Source organism: Streptomyces sp. L500 (genome assembly GCF_054551825.1).
The window spans coordinates 1-21,904 of record NZ_JBTOLC010000026.1; the positions used below are offsets into that span (position 1 = coordinate 1).

Genomic DNA, 21,904 nt, shown 5'->3' on the forward strand with positions numbered 1-21,904 from the left:
GAGAAGACCGACGGCGCCGGGGCGGCCGCCTCGGCGCGGGCCGGCTTCCCCGTGACCGTCACCGACTGCATGGGGGCGAGGACCACGTTCGACACGGCGCCCAAGAAGATCGTCACCAGCAACGCCGCCGGCCTGGAGCTGCTGATGTGGCTCGGCGCGGGCGACAAGGTCGCCGGTACGGGCTTCCCGCCCGGCAAGGGCGCGCTGCCGCGGGAGTACACCGAGGCGGGGGCGAAGGTGCCGGTGCTCGGCAAGAGCGTGATCCCCAAGGAGAAGTTGCTCGGCTCGGGCGCCGACCTCTACGTGGACGCGTTCTCCTCCATGAAGAACATGGGCAAGATGGGCGACGCCCCCACCGCCGAGGAGTTCAAGGCGGCGGGCATCAAGCACGTCTTCCTGAAGTCCACGGCCTGCGCCTCCATGGCCAAGGCCCCCCGCACGGACCTCTCCGGCGTCGAGGCCGACATCGAGGAGCTCGGCAAGGTGACGGGCACCTCTGCCCGCGCGACCGAGCTGGTCACGGGGATGCGCAAGAAGACGGACGAGGTCCGCGACGCGCTCAAGGACGTCCCGGCCGACAAGCGGCCCACCTACTTCCTCTTCGACTACGACGCGGGCACCAAGCAGCCGATGGCCGTGTGCAACCGCCAGGTGGCCAACGCCGTGATCGGCATGGCGGGCGGGCGGAACGTCTTCGCCGACTGCGACGGCGACTTCAAGCCCGTCGGCTGGGAGGACGTCGTGGCCAAGGACCCGGACTGGATCCAGCTGGCCGTCCGCAACCGGGGCAGCGAGGAGGCCAACAACAAAGCCTTCGACGAGGCCGCCGAGTTCCTGAGGACCTTCCCCGCGACCGCCGGCCTCAAGGCCGTCCAGGAGGGGCACTTCGTGCGGATCAACTCCGAGCGCACCACCATCGGCGGGGTGCGCAGCGCGGACACCGTGCGGGAGATCGCCCACACCCTCCACCCGGACCGGGTCAAGTAGATGACGGCGCTCGCCGCCGCCGGGACGGCGGAGGAGGGGGAGCCGGGCGTCCGTACCGTGGGCGCCGGGTGGGCCTGCGCGGCCCTGGGCGTCCTGCTGGTCGCGGCGCTCGCCGCGTCCGTGTGCCTCGGCTCGACGCGGGTGCCGCTGGAGCAGGTGTGGTCGGCGGTGGTGCGCGGGGTGAGCGGGCAGGAGCCCGCGCCCGGCACCCAGGATCTGATCGTCTGGCGGCTGCGGGTGCCGCGCGCCCTGCTGGCGGCCGTGGTGGGCGCGGGCCTGGGCCTGGTCGGCACGGCCGTCCAGGCCCTGGTCCGCAACCCGCTGGCGGACCCGTACCTGCTGGGCATCTCCAGCGGCGCCTCGCTGGGCGCGGTCTCGGCGATCGTGCTGGGGGCGGGCGCGGGCGGGGCGCTGGGCATCGGGCTGTCCTCGGCGGCGTTCGCCGGGGCGCTCGCCTCGTTCGCGCTGGTGTGGGCGTTCGCCCGGCGCGGCGGCGGCTTCCGGCCGCTGCGTCTGGTGCTGGCGGGGGTGGGCATCGGGCAGTTCCTGTCCGGCTTCACCCACTACCTGGTGCTCCAGGCGGGCGACGAACAGCGCACCCACGGCGCGCTGTTCTGGCTGATGGGCTCCCTCGGCGGCGCCCAGTGGGCGACCCTCGCGCTGCCCGCCGCCGCCGTCGTGGCGGCCACGGCCGTGCTGCTGGCCCGGGCCCGGGCCCTCAACGCGATGCTGATGGGCGACGAGACGGCCGCGAGCCTGGGCGTCGACGTCACCCGGCTGCGGCGCGAGCTGTTCGTGGCCACGAGCCTGCTGACGGGCGTGCTGGTGTCGGTGTCCGGGGCGATCGGCTTCGTGGGCCTGATGGTCCCGCACGCCTGCCGGATGCTGGTGGGCGGCGACCACCGCCGGCTGCTGCCGGTGGCCGCGCTGTTCGGCGCCGTCCTGCTCACCGTCGTCGACCTGGTGGCCCGTACCGCCCTGCCCGACCAGGAGCTGCCGGTGGGCGTGGTCACCTCCCTGATCGGCGCGCCGACCCTGCTGTACCTGCTGGACCGACGTCTGGAGCGGCCATGAGGATCTCCGTCGAGGGCCTGGAGGTCCGGCTGTCCGGCCGGACGGTGGTCTCCGGGGTCGACCTGCTCGCCGCCGAGGGCGAGATCGCGGGCCTCGTGGGCCCCAACGGCAGCGGCAAGTCGACCGTGCTGCGCACCGTCTACCGGCATCTGCGCCCGCACGCGGGCCGGGTGCTGGTCGGGGACGCGGACATCCGGGAGCTGTCCGCCGTCGCGAGCGCCAGGCGGGTGGCGGCGCTGCCGCAGGAGCGGGGCACGGACTTCGAGCTGTCGGTGCGCGAGGTCGTCGCCATGGGCCGCACCCCCTACAAGCGGGCCTTCGCGGGCGAGGACGCCGCCGACCGCGACGTGGTGAGCGAGGCCCTGACCCATGTGGGCATGGCCCACGCGGCGCGGCGCCGCTTCTCCGCGCTCTCCGGCGGCGAACGCCAGCGGGTCCTGCTGGCCCGCGCGCTGGCCCAGTCCCCCGAGGTGCTGGTGCTGGACGAGCCGACCAACCACCTGGACGTCCGCCACCAGGTGGAGCTGCTGACGCTGCTGCGCGCCCAGCGCCGCACCACCCTCCTCGCCCTCCACGACCTCAACGCGGCCGCCTCCGTCTGCGACCGCCTCCACGTCCTCCACGACGGCGCGGTCGTCGCCTCGGGCCCGCCCCGCGAGGTCCTCACGGCGGAGTTGCTGGCGGAGGTGTTCGGGGTGCGGGCGGCGGTGGTGGAACACCCGCTGACGGGTGACCCGCTGATCGCGTTCGACCACAGGGCGCCGGCGGGGGCGGATCTGACGACGGCCGTCTGACGAAGTCCGGGTGACGAGGACCGGGCCCGGGCCGACGCGCGGTGGTCGGCCCGGGCCCGGTCGGCCCGACGGGGCCGAGGAATCAGGTCACGGCACGACCGTCCAGCGCTGACGGGCGTCGTCGCCGCACTTCTCGATCGTCACATAGGCCGTTTCCCGCGCCGGCGGCACCAGGCACAGGTGCGCCCTGTCGTTGCGGAAGCGGAGGGTGCCGTCGCCGTACGTCTCCACCTGCCAGCGGTGGCCCGCGCCGTCCTCCCTGGCGCCGCGGTCGGCGCAGTTGTGCACCACGGTGCGCTCACCGGCCCCGGGCTGGTGGGGGTCCAGGAGGTCGACGCACTGTCCGCCGGCGCCGAGCCCCTTGAGCCGGACGAGGTTGTCGCCCCGGCCCGCGTACTGGATGTCCCAGCGCTGGGTGTTGGCCTTGTCTGCGCGGCTGGCGCTCAGCGCGGTGCCGTCGCGGTCGGACCGGCCGAAGGTGTCCAGGTAGAGGCCGTTCCACGCGCGCAGCCGGACCAGCTTGTCACCGGGCTCCCATGCCCGCGCGTCCACCGCGCGGGAGTTGTCCCACCACAGCTGGGCGGGGCTGTCGTTGCACGCGAGGGCGCCGACCGGCTCTTCGTTGCCCGCGCCGGTCAGACACAGATCCGGATGGACCGAGTTGTGCCAGCGCAGCGGACCGCCAGGGGCACCCGGGTCGTCGGGGTGCCACTGGGCGAGGGGCGAGTCGCACGACAGCATGATGACGGACAGCGGGAAGAACGGGTTGAGGCCGGGGCACAGCGGGGCGGCGGCGGCACGGCCTGCGACGGCGCCCTGGGCGCCGGACGCGGCCGTGGGGCTGCCGCCGGCGGCGAAGCGGTACCAGTGCCCGCGCACGGTGCCCGCACGGAACCGCTGCCGGAGGTCGTACCGGTCCAGGCTGGTGGTCACCCGGTTCCCGGCGGTGTTCGGGGCGTCCAGGACCAATCCGGTCCGCTCGTTCTGGAGGGCCACGGAGAAGTTGTGCAACGGGTGGTCGGGCGCGGCCGGTACGGGGGTCGGAGCCGGTTCGAACTGGACGGGGTAGTGGTCCGCGCCGCGTGCCGCGGGAATGTCCGCGTTGTACCGGCGGGTGCCACGCGTGATCGCGTAGTCGAGTTCGCCGCCCCGCTGGTGGGTGGGGCGGTGCGGCCGGGCCAGCTGTTCGTCGGCCCGCAGGCGCAGGCTCCGCTCCCTGGCCTGCCGGTCGGTGCGGTTGCCGATGTTGAGGTTGAAGTCGCCGGCCATGACCCAGTTCTCCCCGGGCCGGGCGGCGTTGCGGATCGCCGTGAGCAGGTAGGGGACGTCCGTGCCGCGCGCGTGGATGTTGTAGTAGACGGTGTTGCCGATCCGGACGCCGAGGGCGCGGCGGTAGCGGTACTCGTTGCGGGGCTCGTTCCGGTTGTACAGGGGGTTCTCGATGACGCGGACCTCGGCCGCCGGGATGTGGGTGACCACCGCCAGGTTGACCCGGCCGCCCTGCCAGCGGTCCCGTCCCGTGGTGCTGTCGCGCTGCGGGTCGGTCTGGAGGAAGTACACGTGGCGGCGCTGGTGTTCGTAATCCCACCGCGTGTGGCTCACATGGTCCGGCAGGCCCGCCGGGAACGGGTGGCGGATGGGGATCGACTCACCGGTGTCCCGGGCGTGGCTCGGCTCGGGGGGCGGTCCGTTGCCGACCTCCTGGAGGACGACGACCGGGTGGTGCGTCGTCAGCGGCCCGACCTCGCCGTTCCAGCGGAGCCCGTGGTCGGAGCCCTGCATGTTGTAGGTGGTGAACGGCAGGCCGCCGTCGGACGCCGGGCTCGCCCGCCGGTCGTCCGCCCGCGCCGTGGAGCCACCCGGCCCGGGGGCGGCACCCGCGCCGACCAGCAGTCCCGCGGTCAGCAGCGCGGAGGTGAGGACGGCGGTGAACCGCCGCGGTGGTAACGGTAATCGCATCGTGGTCTCCCTCGTGGAGCGATCGGGGTACGGGCACGAACAACCGCAGGAACGATCCCTTCACCATCGGCGGGCCCGCGTCAAGGGCCCCTCGCGTACCAGGCGTCCCCTCCTGTTCCCGCGTCCCGTTCCCGCGTTCCAGACGGCTCGCGTCCACCCTGGTCACCGTCCGCTTCCGTGTTCCGGCGTCCCGAAACGGCTGGAATGCCCTGGCGGACACGGCCGGGACACGGGCAGGCTCGGAGCGTCCGTCGGGACACCGACATGACACCGTCATGACCGACATGAAGGGTTACGTTTCTTGACCACTCACCTTCGACACCGTGCCGGCCCGAGGAAGTTACTGGCGCTGCTGGCGGTGCTGTGCGGGATCGTCGTCGGCACGACGGGGCTCGGCACGGCCCCGGCGGCAGCGGCCGATCAGCGGCACGCGATCTACGCCATCGCGCACCGGGTCGACACCCTGGACGGCGTGGACGCCGCGCTCAAGCACGGCGCCAACGCCATCGAGATCGACGTGTGCGCCTGGTGGAACCCGAACGAATGGCGTGCCTATCACGACTGTTCCTCGGCCGGTGACAACCGGCGGGGCCCCAGCTTCGACAGCATGATGGACCGCATCATCTCCCACGCGAACGCGGGGCGCAGGCTGGCGCTGGTGTGGCTGGACATCAAGGACCCGAACTACTGCGGAGAGGCGCAGAACCGCGGGTGCAGTGTGGCCGGGCTGCGGGACAAGGCGCAGCGGCTGACGGCTGCCGGGATCCAGGTCCTCTACGGTTTCTACGAGTACCACGGCGGCAGCACCCCGGACGTCGGCGGCAGGGGCTGGAAGAGCCTGGAGGGCAAGCTGGGCCGTCTGGAGGGCATCACGACGACGGGGACCCGTGACCAGGCCCAGGGTGCCTTCAACCGGTCCGGTTCGGGGTTCCCGGCCGGTCACCGGGCGATGGACTACGGCGACAGCGACATCACCAAGGGCTTCGGCAACTGCACGGAGGCCACGTACAACACGTGCGCCGAGCTGAAGAAGGGCGCGGGTGACCGTGCCGCCGGCCGGCTCGCGGCCACGCTGTCCTGGACGACCACCTACAACGACCCCTGGTACGTCGACAAGCTCCTGGGCGACGCGCGGGTGGACGGGATCATCGCGGGCTACGGCGCCTTCACCGGCGTGCGCGAGTACGACGACAACTGGAAGTGCGCCAACGCCGTCAACCTCATCCGCGACTGGGTCAACCGTCACAGCGGCACCCACCGCATGGCCACGAGCGCGGACCGCCTGTTCAGGTAGGGGACACCCCCACGAGGCAGCTTGAGGCCGTCGGCCGGGATACCCGGCCGGCGGCCTCTTCGTCGCGTCAGCGGTTCTGCTGCCCGGTGGGGGCCAGGGTGCCGCAGTTCGTCTTGTAGCGGGCCACGACATAGCCGTCGATCTCGCCGCCCCAGTCGACGCACTTGCCCTTGGCGTCCAGGTGGACCGGCCCCGAGTACGACGTGAAGAAGCCGTACTGTTCCTGCTTCGACTTCAGTTCCGCGTTGCGCTGGATCCAGGAGCCCACCCACAGCGGCGAGCCGGTCGAGGCGTTCCGCTTGGTGACCACGCAGTTCTTGCCGGTGGCGGCGTTGTAGGCCAGGAAGACCGTCCCCCGGTCCGGGATGGGGAGCTGATTGACCTGCTTGTATCCGGCGCCGCACTCGTGGTTGTACGTGGGGGCGGGGGCCGGGGCGGCGACGGCCGTCCCGGTGCCCGCCACCACCGCGGTGACGCTCGTGGCGGCGGCGAGCAGCGCGGCCGCCGCGACGCGGGTACGTACAGCACGCTTCACTGTGTCCTCCGTGGAAGTCGCGAGTGGCATGGTGCCGGTTGAGACTCTCCACACCCCCAAGGGGTTGCTCGCCCCTTCACCCACACGGCCGAGAACCGGCCACGTAGTGGCTGGGCCGACCGTCCCGCAGGACGAGCCGTCCCACCCGCTCGGCCTCCTCCCGCCGCACCAGCCGCGCCGCGCCGTCGGGCGTCCGCAGCACCGCCGTGTGCCAGGGCGTGGCCCACGCGTCGTCCGTGTCCAGCAGCCGGATCCCGAACTTGGCGGAGCCGGGCCGCTGCGGATGAATGGACAGCCGCACGGACCGGGGGAAGTGATCGGCGATGAGATCGCCCCACGCCCGGCTGCGGGCGATCACCCCGTACGCCCGGGCGCGGCACTCCCGCTGCAGCGCCGACCGGCTGCCCTCGAAGTCCGCCGTGTCCTCCACCAGGAACCGGGTGATGCCCCGGTAGAGCCGGGCCGTCTCCAAGTCGGCACGCGTCAGGGCGCGCAGCGATTCGAGCGGCGGCGCATACGCGTCGACGACGAGGCGGCGCTTCTCGTCGTGCGGCAGATCGCCGTGGACCTGCCGCAGGTCGAAGGTGTCGAGGTGGGTGAGGCCCTCCCGTTCGATGAGGGCGCGCAGTTCGTCGCCGTAGGCGTCGATGTGCTCGTCGGGCACGTGGATGAGGTCGCCGAAGATGTGCCCGTCCGAGCAGATGACCAGGCGCGCGCCAGGGGCGTATATCTCGCCGATGCGGTCGCAGAGCCGGTCGAGGAAGGCCAGGGAGAGCCGCTCGCCCTCGTCGGGCAGATGGCCGAGGACCTTGGCCGGATTGGGCGACTTGCAGGGGAAGCCGGGGAGCGTGAGGACCACCGGCTCGTTCACGTCGGTGAACTCGCGTATCTGGGCGAGCTGTTCGGGGTGGTCGGCGGGGTCCGGGGAGGACGCCCCGGTGGTGCGGTGGAAGGGCAGGAGCAGCCGGAGGATCCGGGCTTCGGGGGAGGTGGCGGCCGCGCGGGCCGTGGCGGTCATGGCGGTCATGGCGGGTATCACGTGCGGGGCCACTTCAGGTCGCGGGGGCATGCGGGGGTGGGCGCGCCGGTCGCGCCGGTCGTGTCGAAGGCGACGGGCAGCGTGGCCGTGCCCCGGCCGAGGACGGCGGGGATCCATTCGAGCTCGTCGTCGGGCACGGCGAGCCGCAGCCCGGGCAGCCGGGCGATCAGCGTGCCGAGGGCGACCTGGAGTTCGATACGGGCCAGCGCGGCGCCCGGGCAGAAGTGGGTGCCGTGGCCGAAGGCCAGATGCGGGCCCTGGGCCCGGTCGAGGTCGAGGACGTCGGGGTCGGGGAAGCGCTCGGGGTCGCGGTTGGCGGCGCAGAGGGAGACGATCACGGAGTCGCCGGCGGGGACGCGCGTGCCGTGCAGCTCGGCGTCCTCGGCAAGGAAGCGCCAGGTGGTGAGCTCGAAGGCGCTGTCGAGGCGGAGGAGTTCCTCGACGGCGCGGGGCATGAGCGCGGGTTCGGCGCGCAGCCGCTCCAGAGCCTCGGGGTGGCGCGTCAGGGCCACGAGCGCGGTGGTGATCTGGTTGGTGACCGGTTCCTGACCGGCCACGAGCAGCTGGAAGATCATGGAGTCGAGCTCCTCCGGGCTGAGCTCGCCCTCGTCCCGGGCGCTGACGAGCCGGGAGAGCAGACCGTCCCCGGGGTGCATGCGCCGGTCGGCGACGACCTCGGCGATGTACTCCTGGAGGCCGCGCAGCAGCGCCTCGTAGGCGGGGCGGCCGGGGTCCGCGGGGCCGACAGGCGCGACGACCTTGCCCCACTCGCGGCGGAAGCGGGCGGCGAGGTGCGGGGGCAGGCCGATGACCTCGGCGAGGACCTGGAAGGGGAAACGGGCGGCGAAGCACCGCACGAGGTCGATGCCGTCCGGCCCTTCGGTGGGCATCGCGTCGACGAGAGCGTCGGCCATCTCCTGGAACCGCGGCCGCAGCGCCTCCACGCGCCGTGGCGCGAAAGCATCGGTGATCAGACGGCGCATGGCGGTGTGCTTCGGCGCGTCCTGGTGGAGGAGGTGGACCTGCAGCTGGGAGTGCTGGGGCTCGGGCATGATCGAGGCGCGGGCGCGCCAGCGGTCGTTGCCGAGCTCGTGGTTCTTGCCCAGCCGGGGATCGGCGAGGGTCCGCTGCGCGGCGGCGTGCCCGGTGACCAGCCAGGCGGTGACCCCGCTGGGGAAGAGCACCCGGTGGATGGGGCCGGCCTCGCGCATCCGTGCGTACAGCGGGTACGGATCGCGCTTGTACTCGGGGCCGTAGAGGGGCACGGGGTCGGGCAGCGGCACGGTGGGAGTCTCCTCGCGAAGTGATGGACCCTTGAGGAGTCGTACGCTTCCGGGGGTGAGTTCCCGGCCATTTCGGCGAGGGTCGCGCCGGGTCCGGGGAGGGGCCCTCGATCTCCGGGTAGTCGGGCGCGGGGGCGCTCTGGTTCCCGGCCGGGAAAGGGACAATCCTCACGCGCCGGGAAGTGGCCGAAGCGCCGGGAGACGGGCTCGCGCCGTGCCACGATGCGGCGATGACCGCACGTCTGGCACGTCCCCTCCCCTATGCCACCTTGGCAGGCTTCGTCCTGCTGCTGGCCGTTCTCTTCGGCGTCTCCTACGCGGCCGGTTCGGCCGCCGGTCCCGTCGCGCCGGGCCTCCACCGCGTCGGCGGCGCGACCACGGGTTCGGATGGCGGAAGCGGCGGCGACGACGGGAACATGGGCGGCATGCCCGGGATGGGCCACTGATGAGTACGTCGACGAGCACGGACGCGAACGGCGTGACGGGCGCCACCGCCGACACCGTCGCCACTGTCGTCACCGAGCTGATCATCGGCGGGATGACCTGCGCCGCGTGCGTGGCGCGCATCGAGAAGAAGCTCGGCCGGCTGGAGGGCGTGAGCGCCACCGTCAACCTGGCGACGTGCCGGGCGCGCGTCAGCCACCCCGCCGCCGTGCCGGTGGCGGAGCTGATCGCGGTGGTGGAGGGCGCGGGATTCACGGCCGCGCTGCCGGAACCGGAGAAGCCGGCGACGGCGACGGACGCCGAGGCCACGGAGGAGACCGGCCGGACGGACGGACCCGCCGTCACCCGTCTCATCGTCACCGCCCTGCTGTCGGTGCCGGTCCTGGTGCTCTCCATGGTTCCCGCCCTCCAGTTCGACAACTGGCAGTGGCTGTGCTTCGTCCTGGCCTCGCCGGTCGCGGTGTGGGGCTCCTGGCCGTTCCACGAGCGGGCGCTGCGCGGGCTGCGGCACGCGGCGGCCACCATGGACACCCTGGTCTCGCTCGGCGTCCTGGCCTCCTATGGCTGGTCCGCGTACGCGCTCTTCCTCGGCGGCGCCGGGCGGCCCGGGATGCGGATGCCGTTCACGCTGGTGCCCTCGATGACGGGGGGTACGGCGGACGTCTATCTGGAAGCGGTGGTCGGCGTACCGCTGTTCGTGCTGACGGGCCGGCTGCTGGAGGCCCGGGCCCGGCGCGGCACGGGCTCGGCGCTGCGCGCGCTGGCGTCGCTCGCGGCGAAGGACGCGGTCGTCCGGGACGCGGACGGCACGGAACGGCGCGTTCCCATCGCGCGCTTGCGGGTGGGCGACGTGTTCGTCGTACGTCCCGGGGAGCGCGTCGCCACCGACGGCGTGGTGGTCGCGGGCGGCTCGGCGCTGGACCTGTCGCTGGTGACGGGCGAGAGCGCGCCCGTCGAGGCCGCTCCCGGCACGGCCGTCGTGGGCGGCGCGGTCAACTCCGGTGGGCTGCTGGAGGTACGGGCCGAGGCCGTCGGCGCGGACACCCAGCTGGCCCGGATCGCCCGGCTGGTGGAGGAGGCGCAGGCGGGCAAGGCCCGGGTGCAGCGCGTCGCGGACGCGGTCGCGGGCGTCTTCGTCCCGGCGGTGCTGGCCGTGGCCGTCACGGTCCTCGGCTTCTGGCTGGGCGCGGGCGCCGCCCCCCAGGCGGCGGTCACGGCGGCGGTCGCGGTGCTCGTGGTGGCCTGCCCCTGCGCCCTGGGCCTCGCCACCCCCACCGCCCTGCTGGCCGCCACGGGCCGGGGCGCGGGCCTGGGCATCCTGGTCAGCGGCCCGCAGGCCCTGGAGGGCCTGCGCCGGGTGGACACGGTGGTCCTCGACAAGACGGGCACGCTGACGACCGGTTCGATGACGGTCACGGAGGTCACGGGCGACGCGGAGGCGCTGCGCCTGGTGGCGGCGGCGGAGTCGGGTTCGGAGCACCCGGTGGGACGCGCGATCCACGCTCACGGGCGCGAGGCGACGCCGCAGGACGCGCCCTTGCCGCCGGCGACGGACTTCACGGCGACGGCGGGCGTGGGCGTACGGGCGCTGGTGGAGGGCCACGTGGTGGAGGTGACGCGCCCGGACGGGAAGGACCGACCCGGCCGACCGGAACTCCCCGCCCCCCTGGCCGACGCCCTGTCCCGCGCCGAGCGAACCGGCCGAACCGCCGTCCTGGCCCGCGTCGACGGCGAGCCCCGAGCCGTGATCGCCCTCGGCGACACCGTCCGCGCCGGCAGCTACCGCGCCGTCGACCACCTCAAGCGCCTCGGCCTGCGCCCCGTGCTGGCCACCGGCGACGGCGCGGCGGCGGCCCACGCCGTGGCCGACGAGCTGGGCATCACCGAGGTCCACGCCCGGGCCACCCCCGAGGACAAGGCGGAGCTCGTCCGCACGCTCCGCGAGCGGGGCCACCGGGTCGCGGTCATCGGCGACGGGGTCAACGACACCGCCGCCCTGGCCGGCGCCGACCTCGGCATCGCCATGGGCGGCGGCACGGACGCCGCCATCGGGGCGGCCGACGTGACGCTCGTCCGCGAGGACATGGGCGCGCTGGCCGACGCCGTCCGGCTGGCCCGCCGCACCTCCGTGACCGTGCGGTCCAACCTCCTCTGGGCCTTCGGCTACAACATGGTCACCGTGCCGCTCGCCGCGGTCGGACTGCTCAGCCCGATGGTCGCGGCGGCGGCGATGTCCGCCAGCTCGCTGCTGGTCGTGGGCAACAGCCTGCGGCTGCGCGGCTGGCAGCCGCGCACCGCGCCCACCACTGCGAACAAGCGGAGGACGCTGCGATGAACGACACGAAGGACTCCCTCCTGCGCACCGCACGGGCGGCCCTCGTCCCGGTCGCGGCCTGCGCCGTGGCCCTGGGCGGGCTGACCGCCTGGACGGCGTCCGGCGCGGCGGGCCGCCCCGCCTCCGTGACGGTGGACGAGGGCCGGGTCTTCCAGCCCTTCGGCATCGAGAGCACGGCGGCGATGTTCCGCCTGCGCAACACCGGCGACGCGGACGACGAGCTCATCGGCGTCGACGTTCCCACAGCGGGCGGCGCGATGCTGAGCCGTACGGTCGTCAAGAACGGCGCGGGCAAGATGAAGATGATCGCGTCCACGACCGTCCCCGCCCGCGGCACGGTGGAGATGTCCCCGCACGAGCTGGACGTCATGGTCTACCGGCCGCCCCTGGTGCGCCTCGGCGAGCGGCTCCCGTTCGTGTTCCGGTTCCGGAAGAGCGGCGTCGTACGGGTGGACGCGGTGGTGGTCCGCCCCGGCAACCGACCGCTCACACAGCACTGACCCGAACCGGGACGAGTGAGGGGCTGTGGTGCCTGCCGGCGCCACAGCCCCTCACTTCGTCAGCCGGTCATCCGGCGAGCAATCACCCGGCGAGCGCCGGCACCCGTACCGCCGACGCCCCCCGCTCGGCCGCGTCCAACTGCACGATGAGCGCCTCGCGCGCCCGCGCCACCCGCGAGCGGACCGTACCGACCGGGCAGCCCGCGACGACCGCGGCCTCCGCGTACGGCAGGCCGAGCAGCTGCGTCAGGACGAACGCCTCGCGGCGCTCGTACGGCAGCCGGTCGAGGAGCTGCGAGAGGGCGACGCCCTCGTCGAAGCCGGGCAGCGCCGGGGACTGGGTGCGCTCGGCCGCCGACTGCCAGTCGTCCGTGTCCGACAGCCGGGGCCGCGCCGCCTGGAAGCGGAGCCGGTCCACGACGGTGCGGCGGGCGATGGACAGCAGCCAGGTGCGGGCCGACGAGCGGCCCTCGAAGCGCGGCAGCGAGCGCAGGGCGCGCAGGAACGTCTCCTGTACGAGGTCGTCGGCGCCCTGCGGGTCGTTGCTGAGCCGCGCCACGTACCGGCGGACGTCGGTCTGAGTGGCGCGGATGAATCGTTCCACCGCGTCGGCGTCGCCGCCGCGCGCGGCCAGCGCCCAGGCGGTCACGGTCTCGTCGTCACGCACGGCGGCCCCCGGTGGTCGCGGCCGGCCCGGTGCCGGGGACGATGGCGGGGTGCACTGCGTTGACGTCCGTACCGCCATATCCGCCCGCGCCGACGGCGAGGAACTGCCGCCGGAGGTGTCCGGCGCGGCGCTCGACGCGCACCTTCGGGGCTGTGCCGCGTGCCGCGACTGGGAGGAACGGGTGCACCGGCTCAAGGCGCTCACGGCGCGCCTGGGGCTCGTGTGACGGGAGCGTCCCGTACGGGGTCGTCCCATACGGATGCGTCTCGGCCGGGTGTGTCCCGGACGGCAGCGTCCCGCACGAGCGGACCGCCGGTGTGAGGGCAGGGGTCATCGCCCTGGGTCCTTCCTGGAATCCGGGCGCCCGGCCGTACGGCGAGGCGTGGCCCGCGGACGGCGGCGGGGCCCGGTGAGGTGATTCGGCCCGGTGGGTCGCGGTCGCGGGCCCGGAAGGGGCTCAGGCGACGGCGACGACGGGTCCGGGCGGACCGCGCGTGGCGAGGACGTGGGCGTAGAGCAGCTGGCGCAGCCGCTGCGCGGCGCGGCCGAAACCGGCCCGCACGCGGGGCGGCCGGGGCCGCGCCGGTACGTCGTGGAAGAGGAGGACGAGCGGGCCGCGCAGCCGCGCGGCGATGGTCCGGCCGAGCCGGAAGGCGGCCTGTTCGCCGCCGGCGAGCCAGACGCCGCAGATGAGGGCGACGAGCACGTGGGCGGACCACATGCCGAGGGCACCGTGGCCGGCGTGCATGCCACCCATGCCGCCCATGCCATGGCTCATGGGCGGCATGCCCCCATGGTCCATGGGCATGGACATGGACGCGGAACCGGCGAACCCACCACAGACGACATCGGACGCGCCCGAAGACGCGGCCGACGACACGGCCGAGGACGCGGACATCCCCGCGTCCACCGCGCGAGCGGCAACGCTCTGGGCGACGGTGAAGAAGGAGTGCAGCCCGGTCTGCGCGCCCACCGTGGCGAGCGTGATCAGCAGGGGGCCGCGTTCGCGACCGGCCAGGAACCAGGCGCAGCCGCCCGTCGTCGTGAAGGCGACGGCTATCGCCCACCACGGGACGGTGGTGCCGGACATCACGGCGTGGCCCAGGGCCGCGAGCAGCACACAGACCGCTGCGAACACACCGGCTCGCAGCGCGCGCGGGACCTGTCCGGTCTGCTGCTGCCCTGCTCTCATGACGGAGACATCGTTGCACCCGCCCGGCGCGGGCCGATAGCGGGGGGCGCGCTGACGCCCGTACGACCCCCCGCCCGGGCGCACGGCTCCGCCCCGTACCGTCCGCCCGGCGGTACGGGGCGGCGGGCCGCCAGGCTCGGGGGGAATGACCGGCGGCACCGGTCCCGTCGCGCCAGTGGGACTCGCGTTATCGAGTCAACCGCGCGGGCGGCCCGGGCGGGAGCGTGTGCGAGGGGGTGGGCGCGGGTGCGCCGCGCACACCCCGTGTGAAATGCCGGCTTCCGCAGGGGCGCGGCGAGGAGCGCTACCGGCCGCCGGCAGGACCGGCAGCCGCCCCACCACCCGCCTTGTCACGCTCGGGCAGCCAGGCGGCGCTGTTCTTGTCCCCGAAACGGCTGCCGATCGCGCCCTTGATCACGGAGAGCGCGGCGGGGAGCGCGGCGACGGCCGCGGCCTTGAGCGCGGAGATGCTGGTGAGGTCGAACCCGTCGGCGATGATGATGCCGAGGAAGGTGGTCACGTAGGCGGCGAGGGTTCGCTCGGCTATGTCGAGAAGTACCTTACGGTTCACTGTGTTTCCGTTTCGGGAGTCTCTGATGTGCGTGCGGAGGTCGTGACAGGTGGCAGCAGCGTCACCGCTGTGACGTGTCCACCGCAACTCTCCGCTGTCCGTGTCCTACCCACCGACCGACGACGGCAGCCCTGCCCACCGCTTCCTCCGGTTCGTCCGGCGTTCGACAAGCCACCGCCCGGCGGTATGGTCACGGAGGCGGCCGACCTCCGGGAGGGTCCACGTGGTCAACCCCTGGCTGGCGATGGCGTCCGGCGCCGACCCCGCGGAGCGGAGCCGGACGATGAGCGGCGCGCACTCGGCGTTCGTCTCGGAGGGGGTGGTGAGCCCCCGGGTCCGCGCGGTCGTCGCGGATTCGTGGCGGCGGTCGGCGGCCGTGCTGCCCGGTCCGGAGTTCATGGCTCCGGTTGAGCTGACCGACGACGAACTGGACCGCTACCGGCGCGCGCACCCTCTGGCGCGGGTGATGCCGCTCCTGCGCGAACTGCTCGGCACCATCGCGGACGACGGCGCCCACCTCCTCGCGGTCTGCGACGCGGCGGGCCGGATGCTGTGGGTGGAGGGGCACGCGGGGGTGCGGAGGGGCGCCGAGCGGATGAACTTCGTCCCGGGCGCCCGCTGGGACGAGCGGCACGCCGGCACCAACGCCCCGGGCACGGCCCTCGCCCTGGACCACGCCGTGCAGATCTTCGCCACCGAGCACTACAACCGCCTGGTCCAGCCGTGGACGTGTGCCGCGGCCCCCATCCACGACCCGGTCACCGGACGGCTGCTGGGCGCGGTGGACATCACCGGCGGCGACCACCTGGCCGGCCCGCACAGCCTGGCCCTGGTCCAGGCGACGGCCCGCGCGGCCGAGGCACACCTGACGACCGGCCCCACCGCGGGCCAGCCCACACTGTCCGCCCTGGGCAGGGACGAGGCACTCCTGACGACGGCGGACGGCCACCGATTACGCCTGAGCAGACGCCACAGCGAGATCCTGGCGTTGCTGGCCGCCAACCCGGCGGGCCTGACGGGCGACCAGCTCTCCCTCTCCCTCTACGGGGAACGCCCGGTGCCGCCGGTGACCCTCCGGGCGGAACTCTCCCGGCTGCGACGGCTGGTGGGCGGGTTGCTGCACTCGCGCCCGTACCGGCTGAGCGTCCCCGTCGAGACGGACGCGGCGGACGTGGAACGCGAACTCGCGGCAGGCGACCTGTGCGGCGCGCTGCGGACCTACGCCGGCCCGCTGCTCCCCCAGTCCGAAGCGCCGGGGATACGCCGGATGCGCCGGCTCCTGGAGGACCGGCTGCGCAGGGCGGTGCTGGGAGGCGACGACGCGGGGGCGCTCCAGCTCTGGGCGGACAGCCCGTGGGGCGAGGAGGACCTGGAGGTGTGGGAGCGCCTGCTCGCCGCGCTCCCCGAGGACGCGAGGCACCGGGGCCGGGTGGCGGCGCGGACGGGACGGCTACGGGCAACGTTCGCGCAACGTGGCGGGGACTAGCGTCGCGTGACGCGCGCACCGAACGACCCCCGAACGCACGACCGAACCCCACCCACCCGAAGGGCCGCCATGACCCGCTACGCCACCCCAGGCTCCCCGGACGCGATCGTCACGTACCGCCCGCGGTACGACCACTGGATCGGCGGCGAGTACGTACCGCCCAAGCAGGGCGGGTACTTCGAGAACCCGTCCCCGGTCGACGGCCGCCCGTTCACGGAGATCGCGCGGGGCACGGCCGAGGACGTCGAACGCGCCCTGGACGCCGCCCACGCCGCGGCCCCGGCGTGGGGCCGCACCTCCCCCGCGGAACGCGCACTCGTCCTCAACCGCATAGCGGACCGCATGGAGCGGAACCTCGAACTCCTGGCCGTCGCGGAGACCTGGGACAACGGCAAACCGGTCCGGGAAGCCCTGGCAGCCGACATCCCCCTCGCGATCGACCACTTCCGCTACTTCGCGGGCGCGATACGGGCCCAGGAGGGCAGCCTCTCCGAACTCGACGAGGACTCCGTCGCCTACCACTTCCACGAGCCGCTGGGCGTGGTCGCCCAGATCATCCCCTGGAACTTCCCCCTCCTGATGGCGGCCTGGAAGCTGGCCCCGGCGCTGGCGGCGGGCAACGCGGTCGTCCTCAAGCCGGCGGAGCAGACCCCGGCCTCGATCCACGTCTGGCTGGACCTGGTGGCGGACCTGCTCCCGCCGGGGGTGGTCAACATCGTCAACGGCTTCGGCGTGGAAGCGGGCAAGCCGTTGGCCTCCAGCCCCCGCGTGGCCAAGATCGCCTTCACCGGCGAAACCACGACAGGCCGCCTGATCATGCAGTACGCCTCGGAGAACCTGAAGCCGGTCACCCTCGAACTGGGCGGCAAGAGCCCGAACATCTTCTTCGACGACGTCTCCGCCGCGGACGACGACTTCCTCGACAAGGCCCTCGAAGGCTTCACGATGTTCGCCCTCAACCAGGGCGAGGTCTGCACCTGCCCCTCCCGCGCCCTCATCCAACGCGGCCACTACGCCACGTTCCTGGAAGCGGCCAAGGCCCGCACCGAGGCGATCATCCCGGGCCACCCCCTGGACACCGACACCATGATCGGCGCCCAGGCCTCCAACGACCAGCTCGAGAAGATCCTCTCCTACCTCGACATCGGCAAGCAGGAAGGCGCTCGCATCCTCACCGGCGGCTCCCGAGCCGACCTGGGCGGCGAACTCGCGGGCGGCTACTACGTCCAGCCCACCATCCTCGAGGGCCACAACCGCATGCGCGTCTTCCAGGAAGAGATCTTCGGACCGGTCGTCGCCGTCACGTCCTTCACCGACTTCGACGACGCCATGTCCCTCGCCAACGACACCCTCTACGGCCTCGGCGCCGGCGTCTGGACCCGCAACGGCACCACCGCCTACCGCGCCGGCCGCACCATCCAAGCCGGCCGCGTCTGGACCAACTGCTACCACACCTACCCAGCCCACGCCGCCTTCGGCGGCTACAAACAGTCGGGCATAGGGCGGGAGGGACACCGGATGATGCTGGACCACTACCAGCAGACGAAGAACCTCCTCGTGTCGTACTCGCCGAAGAAGCTGGGATTCTTCTAGGAGCGGGCGAAAGGCCTCCGCCCTGCGCAAAGCGCGGTTCGGAGGCCTTTCCGCATGAAGCCGATCGTTGCCCGCCGCGCAGCCCGCGATGCGGCGTACACACCGCCTTGTCCCACCGCTGTCCCAGGCCTGACCAGCCGTTCCGGACCAGGCACGACCCAAACCTGATGGAGGCCGAATCTCCCCACCCAGCTGTTTCGCCTGGCAGTGGGTTTGGATTCTGAACCCACGGTGGCTGGGCCCGCGACTGACTGCCACCCGATACCCGGACGGGACCCGAGCAGGCCCTCGGCCGCGAGGGTCTGGAGAGCGCGACGGACCGTAGTCCTGGAGACACCGTATTCGTGCATCAGGGTGGCCTCGGACGGCAGCACTTGTTGGGCCCCGCTGTCACCAAGTCGCTGCCGTAGCGCTTCGGCGACTCGTAAGTAGGTTCCGCGTGGGCTCGGGCCGACCACCAGGCTCCCTTCTCCAACTGCTCTGCGATGGATCCAGCCCAGGAACATTCCTGGGCTGGATCCATCGGGCTCGAGAACGTACCGCTATGAGACAGGCCGTGTGGCTACGCCCCGCAACCTCCAGTTCCCCCCCCCGGTAGGCGAAGCGGTCGCCACACTAGTGATCGGTCTGTGGAAGCTCATGGACTGCGTGACCGAGACGTGCTGCCGTAGCCAGCCGGACAGCGCTCGACTGACCCATGCGGGTCCTGGAATCGTCTTCGAATGCAAAGTTTCCGGTTGATCGATGCGTAGTTCTGCCTGACTACCGCGTTTTCCTCACAAGCGCTGTCCCTGCCGCCAGGATGCTTGCGGACAGGATGCCACACCCAGTGCAAGCGCCAGCGCGCGGATATTCATGCCCAACTGCGGCAATGAGGGCCAGCACGAAGAAGATCACCGATTCGAAGAGGAATGCAATGCTGAATGCTCTCCAAATAATGCGGCCTGCCAGCTGCCAGTAGTAAGCGCGTTTCTCACACGCTGTGCACCGTGCTGTGCAGCCGCAAGAGGAGGGCGCGCCGTGAGGCTGAAGACTGGGTCCAGGGGCCGACTGTGGTTGCGCGGACGCTCCATTGTGGGTCATAGCGCCTACTCCCATTAAGGATGTCATATGGCCGCCCGTCGCACAGGGTGCTTGTCGGGGTCGCGACGGGCAGCCGAGCGCTCACTACTTATTAGCGAGACGCTCCTGCGGATGAAATTGCGGTGCGGATTGACTCTCTTCGAGTGGCCGATCCTTTCTGGGTGGACGTGGACTGCCAATCAGCGCGATAACTCGCTGTCGGATCAGGAACACAAGTCCCATTAAGTCAACAGATACGGCGGTCACGAAATCCTCGTTTCGGAAGAGCCGCAAGGTCAAAGTGATGCCTGTTAGCCAGAACGCGGATTCAAGCAGACAGCGGATTACCAACCGCCTATTTGCGAGGGCGCGCTCCCGGCTAATCCGTTCTTGATTGACCAGCCAATCCGCATAGGTTCGGGAAGGCGTGTAGTCGCGCAGCGGAGGTAGTGGTTTACCAAGCGCACGAAGGCGCACCGTCTCTTCGCGCACCATGGCAAGCTGTCGAGCCTCGGAGGATGCGGGATCGGAGGGCAGCCCGCCCGCGCCGACATAATTCATTCCTTGTCCTTTCGCATGCACGACGGGAAGAACTCGGACACGAGGTTGTCCACGTCCACGCCAGCCCAACGCAAGGCTTTACGGGTCACAAAAAGAGTGGTACGCATAGTCGAAGGGTTCTTGCCGAGCAGCCGCGCAGCCTCTCCTCCCTCGATGCCGAAGACTACGCGCGTATGGAACACTGCCTTTCGCTGGCCTGGCAGAGTGTCCACTCTGAGCAGGGATTCATAAATCGACAACCGACCATTCCATGTGATCGATTTGTCTTTTTCGGCCTCGATGGCCTGAGGCTTCAAGAGCTCGGCAAGATTCTCCCAGCAGAGCTTCACCGTCGTCGGATCCGGAAGGAAAGCTCGGCGATGGGCTACCAAATTCATCACCTCTTCATTCAGGGCAACGGCCATCTCCCGCTCGGTGGCACCTTCGCTCCACTTGGCAAACGCTCGACCGGCCGCGAGTGGCATCAATTCGTCGAGGTTAATCAGAGGGTGGCCGTACAAGCAGAAAGCCTCGTTCTTGAGCGCTGGGGCCATCTGGCGATACAGCGTGTCTTGTTGCGCCTGAACGTGGGACGGTATCGAACCCCCGAACGATATGAATCCGCCCTCTCCCTCGATCGGCGACACGGGGGGTTCATGCGTCATAGGGGGACCTCCATCGGACATCAGGAGCCGCTCTCGGCCCTGATGCTCGAAAGCTACGCCTCGGATCCGCGCGAGCGTTTATCGAAAACTCGTGCCCGCTGTCTCGGGGCCGGCCCCAGGGTCCCGATCCCGTAATGAGAGCCTCTCCGGGACGCTAAGGCCCTCCTGAAGCGCGGGATGGCGCCCGTTCCACCGTCTGTGGATCGATTGGCCTCTGAGTAAACGCCCATGCGGACAGCGGGCCACGCTCCGCCAGGCGTGACCGGGCCCTGCCCCCGGCGGGCGTGATCCAGTGTCGCTTCGCGTCTGAGCCGGGCCCTCCAGGTCGGACAGCCAGAAGCTTCGCAAGTGCAACCCTCTGCCGATGGGACGCTCACGCCGCTCGATCGTTCGTTGTTGACGGCTCTGAGGGTGCGGCTGTGGGCCGCACGCGGGCCGGAGGCCTCCTGAGAGCGGGAGTTCATGGCATCGCTACAGGTCCCTTGCCGACGCCCCGCCCTGCCCGACGGGGGCGTGATCCGGGCCATGCACGGGCCAACCGCCAGCAGCGAAGCCCACACGTAAGCTTCCCCGCAGGCCAGACAAGCGGCCAGCCCCACACCCCCAGCAGTCGAGGAACCTGCTCGTCTCGTACTCGCCGAAGAAGCTGGGATTCTTCCAGGAGCGGGCGAAAGGCCTCCGCCCTGCGCAAAGCGCGGGTCGGATGCCTTTCCTGCAAGGCGCCAGGCACTCCGGACCGGTCACGATCCTGGCTCGCATCGGCTCGCCGTGCGCAGCTGAAGCGAAAATGCCGTTGGACGTCAGGGCAAATACCTCTGGCGGAGGCGCTTCAGCTCCACGACGGGCATGGTGAGTCATCGGCATCGCCATCCCTCTACTCGGCATCGCCGTCACATTGCTCGTCAGCAGCAAGGGGCCCTCAACCCCGTCGAACGGGCCACAGCCTCGTGATGGCCTGCCGCCACTCCGAATCGTGGGCCAGGCCACTGATATTCGCCAGAGCCGGCGATTGCCGCGTGACCGTGCGTGCGGTGTCGCGTTCATCGGCTACGTGAAAGATCACCACGCCTGGTCGCTGGATCTGGTGTGCTCCGGGAATCGGCGTTCTCGGTAACGTGACCATCTGTTGTATGGGGCGCCCGCGTATCCGGCTGGTCCGCGCGGGGGCTTTCGACGGAGAGCAATGAGGCTGCAATGAGTGAACTGACGAAGCCCGAGGTCAACGTTCCGGAGGGTGACGCTCCTACCGAGCTGACCATCCGGGACCTGGTCGTCGGGGACGGGGCCGAGGTGGAGCCGGGCATGGTGGTCAGGGTCCACTATGTCGGGGTGACTTTCGAGTCCGGGAAGGAGTTCGACGCCTCCTGGGACCGGGGCCAGCCGTTCAAGTTCGCTCTGGGCAGCGGCAGGGTCATCAAGGGCTGGGACCGGGGGGTGAGGGGGATGAGGGTCGGCGGTCGGCGCGAGATCATCGTTCCCCCGCGTCTCGGCTACGGCAAGCAGTCGCCCTCGCCGTTGATCCCACCGGGCTCGACCCTGGTCTTCGTGGTGGACCTGCTTGACTCGTATTCCAGCACAGGCGGGTGGAGCAACGCATCGTGACCCTGGCTGTTCCTCCCCTTCTATGCGCTGCACCGTCTCCCGGGGGTGGCGGACGGCGGGAGCGTGGAGCGGGCGCTGGCACGGCTCTAATGGCGCGCCGGCCGGCAGCCAACTGAGTGGGATCCCCTCGGCCAGTCGTGTCGACCTCCCCACAGGCCGCGCCTATCCACCCGATCACCGCTGTCGCCGAGCACCGCACACGCCAAGATCCGGACCTTTTCCGGACCAGCACCTCCAGAGCCGCTCCCCGAAGAAGCCGGGGTTCTTCTAGAGCCAGGAAAA

The 21,904-nt window shown here is 71.7% G+C and carries 21 protein-coding genes; 11 read left to right on the forward strand and 10 right to left on the reverse strand.

Annotated features, from left to right (window positions below):
• The 3 genes from ACX9I7_RS22140 to ACX9I7_RS22150 form a co-directional block, all read left to right on the forward strand.
• Positions 1–987 (forward strand): ABC transporter substrate-binding protein (locus ACX9I7_RS22140; protein WP_459388290.1); only part of this gene is annotated, 987 nt, incomplete at its 5' end.
• The gene (locus ACX9I7_RS22145; RefSeq protein WP_387576229.1) at positions 988–2,061 is read left to right on the forward strand and encodes a FecCD family ABC transporter permease; all 1,074 of its coding nucleotides are present in this window, start codon (positions 988–990) and stop codon (positions 2,059–2,061) included.
• Positions 2,058–2,855 carry an ABC transporter ATP-binding protein gene (locus ACX9I7_RS22150; protein ID WP_386725908.1) on the forward strand — a complete coding sequence of 266 codons (798 nt, stop codon included), beginning with the start codon at positions 2,058–2,060 and terminating at the stop codon, positions 2,853–2,855. Before ACX9I7_RS22145 ends, ACX9I7_RS22150 begins: the two co-directional genes overlap by 4 nt.
• Positions 2,856–2,942: 87 nt before the next feature.
• Here the strand turns inward: ACX9I7_RS22150 and ACX9I7_RS22155 are convergent, their stop codons facing one another.
• Positions 2,943–4,814 (reverse strand): endonuclease/exonuclease/phosphatase family protein, encoded by a 1,872-nt coding sequence (locus ACX9I7_RS22155; protein WP_459388291.1) that lies wholly within the window; start codon positions 4,812–4,814, stop codon positions 2,943–2,945.
• Between the two features lie 358 nt (positions 4,815–5,172).
• Between ACX9I7_RS22155 and ACX9I7_RS22160 the strand changes: the two genes are divergently transcribed.
• On the forward strand, positions 5,173–6,108 hold the full coding sequence (locus ACX9I7_RS22160) for a PI-PLC domain-containing protein (protein WP_459388292.1): 936 nt from the start codon (positions 5,173–5,175) through the stop codon (positions 6,106–6,108).
• A 67-nt stretch (positions 6,109–6,175) separates the two neighbouring features.
• Here ACX9I7_RS22160 and ACX9I7_RS22165 read toward each other — a convergent pair whose 3' ends face one another.
• The 3 genes from ACX9I7_RS22165 to ACX9I7_RS22175 all read right to left on the reverse strand — a co-directional run bounded on the left by ACX9I7_RS22165 (position 6,176) and on the right by ACX9I7_RS22175 (position 8,965).
• Positions 6,176–6,643: a spore-associated protein A gene (locus ACX9I7_RS22165; protein WP_358622647.1), complete on the reverse strand. Its 468-nt coding sequence runs from the start codon at positions 6,641–6,643 to the stop codon at positions 6,176–6,178.
• A 76-nt stretch (positions 6,644–6,719) separates the two neighbouring features.
• Positions 6,720–7,670, reverse strand: coding sequence for an L-tyrosine/L-tryptophan isonitrile synthase family protein (locus tag ACX9I7_RS22170; RefSeq protein ID WP_459388293.1), 951 nt, complete (start codon positions 7,668–7,670; stop codon positions 6,720–6,722).
• A gap of 8 nt (positions 7,671–7,678) precedes the next feature.
• Complete coding sequence (locus tag ACX9I7_RS22175) at positions 7,679–8,965, reverse strand: cytochrome P450 family protein (RefSeq protein WP_459388294.1); 1,287 nt, start codon at positions 8,963–8,965, stop codon at positions 7,679–7,681.
• Between the two features lie 230 nt (positions 8,966–9,195).
• Between ACX9I7_RS22175 and ACX9I7_RS22180 the strand changes: the two genes are divergently transcribed.
• The 3 genes from ACX9I7_RS22180 to ACX9I7_RS22190 are packed head-to-tail and all read left to right on the forward strand — an operon-like array spanning position 9,196 to position 12,244.
• Positions 9,196–9,411 (forward strand): hypothetical protein, encoded by a 216-nt coding sequence (locus ACX9I7_RS22180; protein ID WP_459388295.1) that lies wholly within the window; start codon positions 9,196–9,198, stop codon positions 9,409–9,411.
• Entirely contained in the window at positions 9,411–11,744 is a 2,334-nt protein-coding gene (locus ACX9I7_RS22185) for a heavy metal translocating P-type ATPase (RefSeq protein WP_459388296.1), read from the forward strand. Before ACX9I7_RS22180 ends, ACX9I7_RS22185 begins: the two co-directional genes overlap by 1 nt.
• Positions 11,741–12,244: a copper chaperone PCu(A)C gene (locus tag ACX9I7_RS22190; protein WP_459388297.1), complete on the forward strand. Its 504-nt coding sequence runs from the start codon at positions 11,741–11,743 to the stop codon at positions 12,242–12,244. The genes ACX9I7_RS22185 and ACX9I7_RS22190 overlap by 4 nt, the downstream gene beginning before the upstream one ends.
• Before the next feature lie 82 nt (positions 12,245–12,326).
• Here the strand turns inward: ACX9I7_RS22190 and ACX9I7_RS22195 are convergent, their stop codons facing one another.
• Positions 12,327–12,911, reverse strand: a complete 585-nt coding sequence (locus tag ACX9I7_RS22195) for a sigma-70 family RNA polymerase sigma factor (protein ID WP_387576242.1) — start codon at positions 12,909–12,911, stop codon at positions 12,327–12,329.
• A gap of 49 nt (positions 12,912–12,960) precedes the next feature.
• Between ACX9I7_RS22195 and ACX9I7_RS22200 the strand changes: the two genes are divergently transcribed.
• On the forward strand, positions 12,961–13,137 hold the full coding sequence (locus tag ACX9I7_RS22200) for a zf-HC2 domain-containing protein (protein ID WP_459388298.1): 177 nt from the start codon (positions 12,961–12,963) through the stop codon (positions 13,135–13,137).
• Between the two features lie 231 nt (positions 13,138–13,368).
• Here ACX9I7_RS22200 and ACX9I7_RS22205 read toward each other — a convergent pair whose 3' ends face one another.
• On the reverse strand, positions 13,369–14,103 hold the full coding sequence (locus ACX9I7_RS22205; RefSeq protein WP_387576246.1) for a hypothetical protein: 735 nt from the start codon (positions 14,101–14,103) through the stop codon (positions 13,369–13,371).
• A 304-nt stretch (positions 14,104–14,407) separates the two neighbouring features.
• Positions 14,408–14,674 (reverse strand): holin, encoded by a 267-nt coding sequence (locus tag ACX9I7_RS22210; protein ID WP_189454087.1) that lies wholly within the window; start codon positions 14,672–14,674, stop codon positions 14,408–14,410.
• A 223-nt stretch (positions 14,675–14,897) separates the two neighbouring features.
• On the opposite strand from ACX9I7_RS22210, the gene ACX9I7_RS22215 reads away from it, so the two are divergent.
• Together ACX9I7_RS22215 and adh are read left to right on the forward strand one after the other, a co-directional pair.
• Positions 14,898–16,160 carry a GAF domain-containing protein gene (locus ACX9I7_RS22215; protein WP_459388299.1) on the forward strand — a complete coding sequence of 421 codons (1,263 nt, stop codon included), beginning with the start codon at positions 14,898–14,900 and terminating at the stop codon, positions 16,158–16,160.
• Positions 16,161–16,229: 69 nt separating this feature from the next.
• Positions 16,230–17,753, forward strand: coding sequence for an aldehyde dehydrogenase (gene adh / locus ACX9I7_RS22220; RefSeq protein WP_387576252.1), 1,524 nt, complete (start codon positions 16,230–16,232; stop codon positions 17,751–17,753).
• Here adh and ACX9I7_RS22225 read toward each other — a convergent pair.
• The 3 genes from ACX9I7_RS22225 to ACX9I7_RS22235 all read right to left on the reverse strand — a co-directional run bounded on the left by ACX9I7_RS22225 (position 17,750) and on the right by ACX9I7_RS22235 (position 20,020).
• Positions 17,750–18,259 (reverse strand): GntR family transcriptional regulator, encoded by a 510-nt coding sequence (locus ACX9I7_RS22225; RefSeq protein ID WP_459388300.1) that lies wholly within the window; start codon positions 18,257–18,259, stop codon positions 17,750–17,752. The genes adh and ACX9I7_RS22225 overlap by 4 nt on opposite strands.
• 661 nt (positions 18,260–18,920) lie before the next feature.
• Positions 18,921–19,376, reverse strand: coding sequence for a hypothetical protein (locus ACX9I7_RS22230; RefSeq protein WP_358622617.1), 456 nt, complete (start codon positions 19,374–19,376; stop codon positions 18,921–18,923).
• Positions 19,373–20,020, reverse strand: coding sequence for a hypothetical protein (locus ACX9I7_RS22235; protein ID WP_358622614.1), 648 nt, complete (start codon positions 20,018–20,020; stop codon positions 19,373–19,375). The genes ACX9I7_RS22230 and ACX9I7_RS22235 overlap by 4 nt, the downstream gene beginning before the upstream one ends.
• Before the next feature lie 1,194 nt (positions 20,021–21,214).
• Here ACX9I7_RS22235 and ACX9I7_RS22240 point away from each other — a divergent pair.
• Positions 21,215–21,622 carry an FKBP-type peptidyl-prolyl cis-trans isomerase gene (locus tag ACX9I7_RS22240; RefSeq protein ID WP_387576257.1) on the forward strand — a complete coding sequence of 136 codons (408 nt, stop codon included), beginning with the start codon at positions 21,215–21,217 and terminating at the stop codon, positions 21,620–21,622.
• Positions 21,623–21,904 lie beyond the last annotated feature (282 nt).

What these genes read in the sequence shown, in the direction of transcription:
- ACX9I7_RS22145 (WP_387576229.1), top strand. Translation starts at nt 988, where the DNA reads ATGACGGCGCTCGCCGCCGCCGGGACGGCGGAGGAGGGGGAGCCGGGC.
- ACX9I7_RS22150 (WP_386725908.1), top strand. Translation starts at nt 2,058, where the DNA reads ATGAGGATCTCCGTCGAGGGCCTGGAGGTCCGGCTGTCCGGCCGGACG.
- ACX9I7_RS22155 (WP_459388291.1), bottom strand. Translation starts at nt 4,814, where the DNA reads ATGCGATTACCGTTACCACCGCGGCGGTTCACCGCCGTCCTCACCTCC.
- ACX9I7_RS22170 (WP_459388293.1), bottom strand. Translation starts at nt 7,670, where the DNA reads ATGACCGCCATGACCGCCACGGCCCGCGCGGCCGCCACCTCCCCCGAA.
- ACX9I7_RS22180 (WP_459388295.1), top strand. Translation starts at nt 9,196, where the DNA reads ATGACCGCACGTCTGGCACGTCCCCTCCCCTATGCCACCTTGGCAGGC.
- ACX9I7_RS22185 (WP_459388296.1), top strand. Translation starts at nt 9,411, where the DNA reads ATGAGTACGTCGACGAGCACGGACGCGAACGGCGTGACGGGCGCCACC.
- ACX9I7_RS22190 (WP_459388297.1), top strand. Translation starts at nt 11,741, where the DNA reads ATGAACGACACGAAGGACTCCCTCCTGCGCACCGCACGGGCGGCCCTC.
- ACX9I7_RS22205 (WP_387576246.1), bottom strand. Translation starts at nt 14,103, where the DNA reads ATGAGAGCAGGGCAGCAGCAGACCGGACAGGTCCCGCGCGCGCTGCGA.
- adh (WP_387576252.1), top strand. Translation starts at nt 16,230, where the DNA reads ATGACCCGCTACGCCACCCCAGGCTCCCCGGACGCGATCGTCACGTAC.
- ACX9I7_RS22225 (WP_459388300.1), bottom strand. Translation starts at nt 18,259, where the DNA reads ATGTTCCTGGGCTGGATCCATCGCAGAGCAGTTGGAGAAGGGAGCCTG.
- ACX9I7_RS22230 (WP_358622617.1), bottom strand. Translation starts at nt 19,376, where the DNA reads ATGAATTATGTCGGCGCGGGCGGGCTGCCCTCCGATCCCGCATCCTCC.
- ACX9I7_RS22235 (WP_358622614.1), bottom strand. Translation starts at nt 20,020, where the DNA reads ATGACGCATGAACCCCCCGTGTCGCCGATCGAGGGAGAGGGCGGATTC.
- ACX9I7_RS22240 (WP_387576257.1), top strand. Translation starts at nt 21,215, where the DNA reads ATGAGTGAACTGACGAAGCCCGAGGTCAACGTTCCGGAGGGTGACGCT.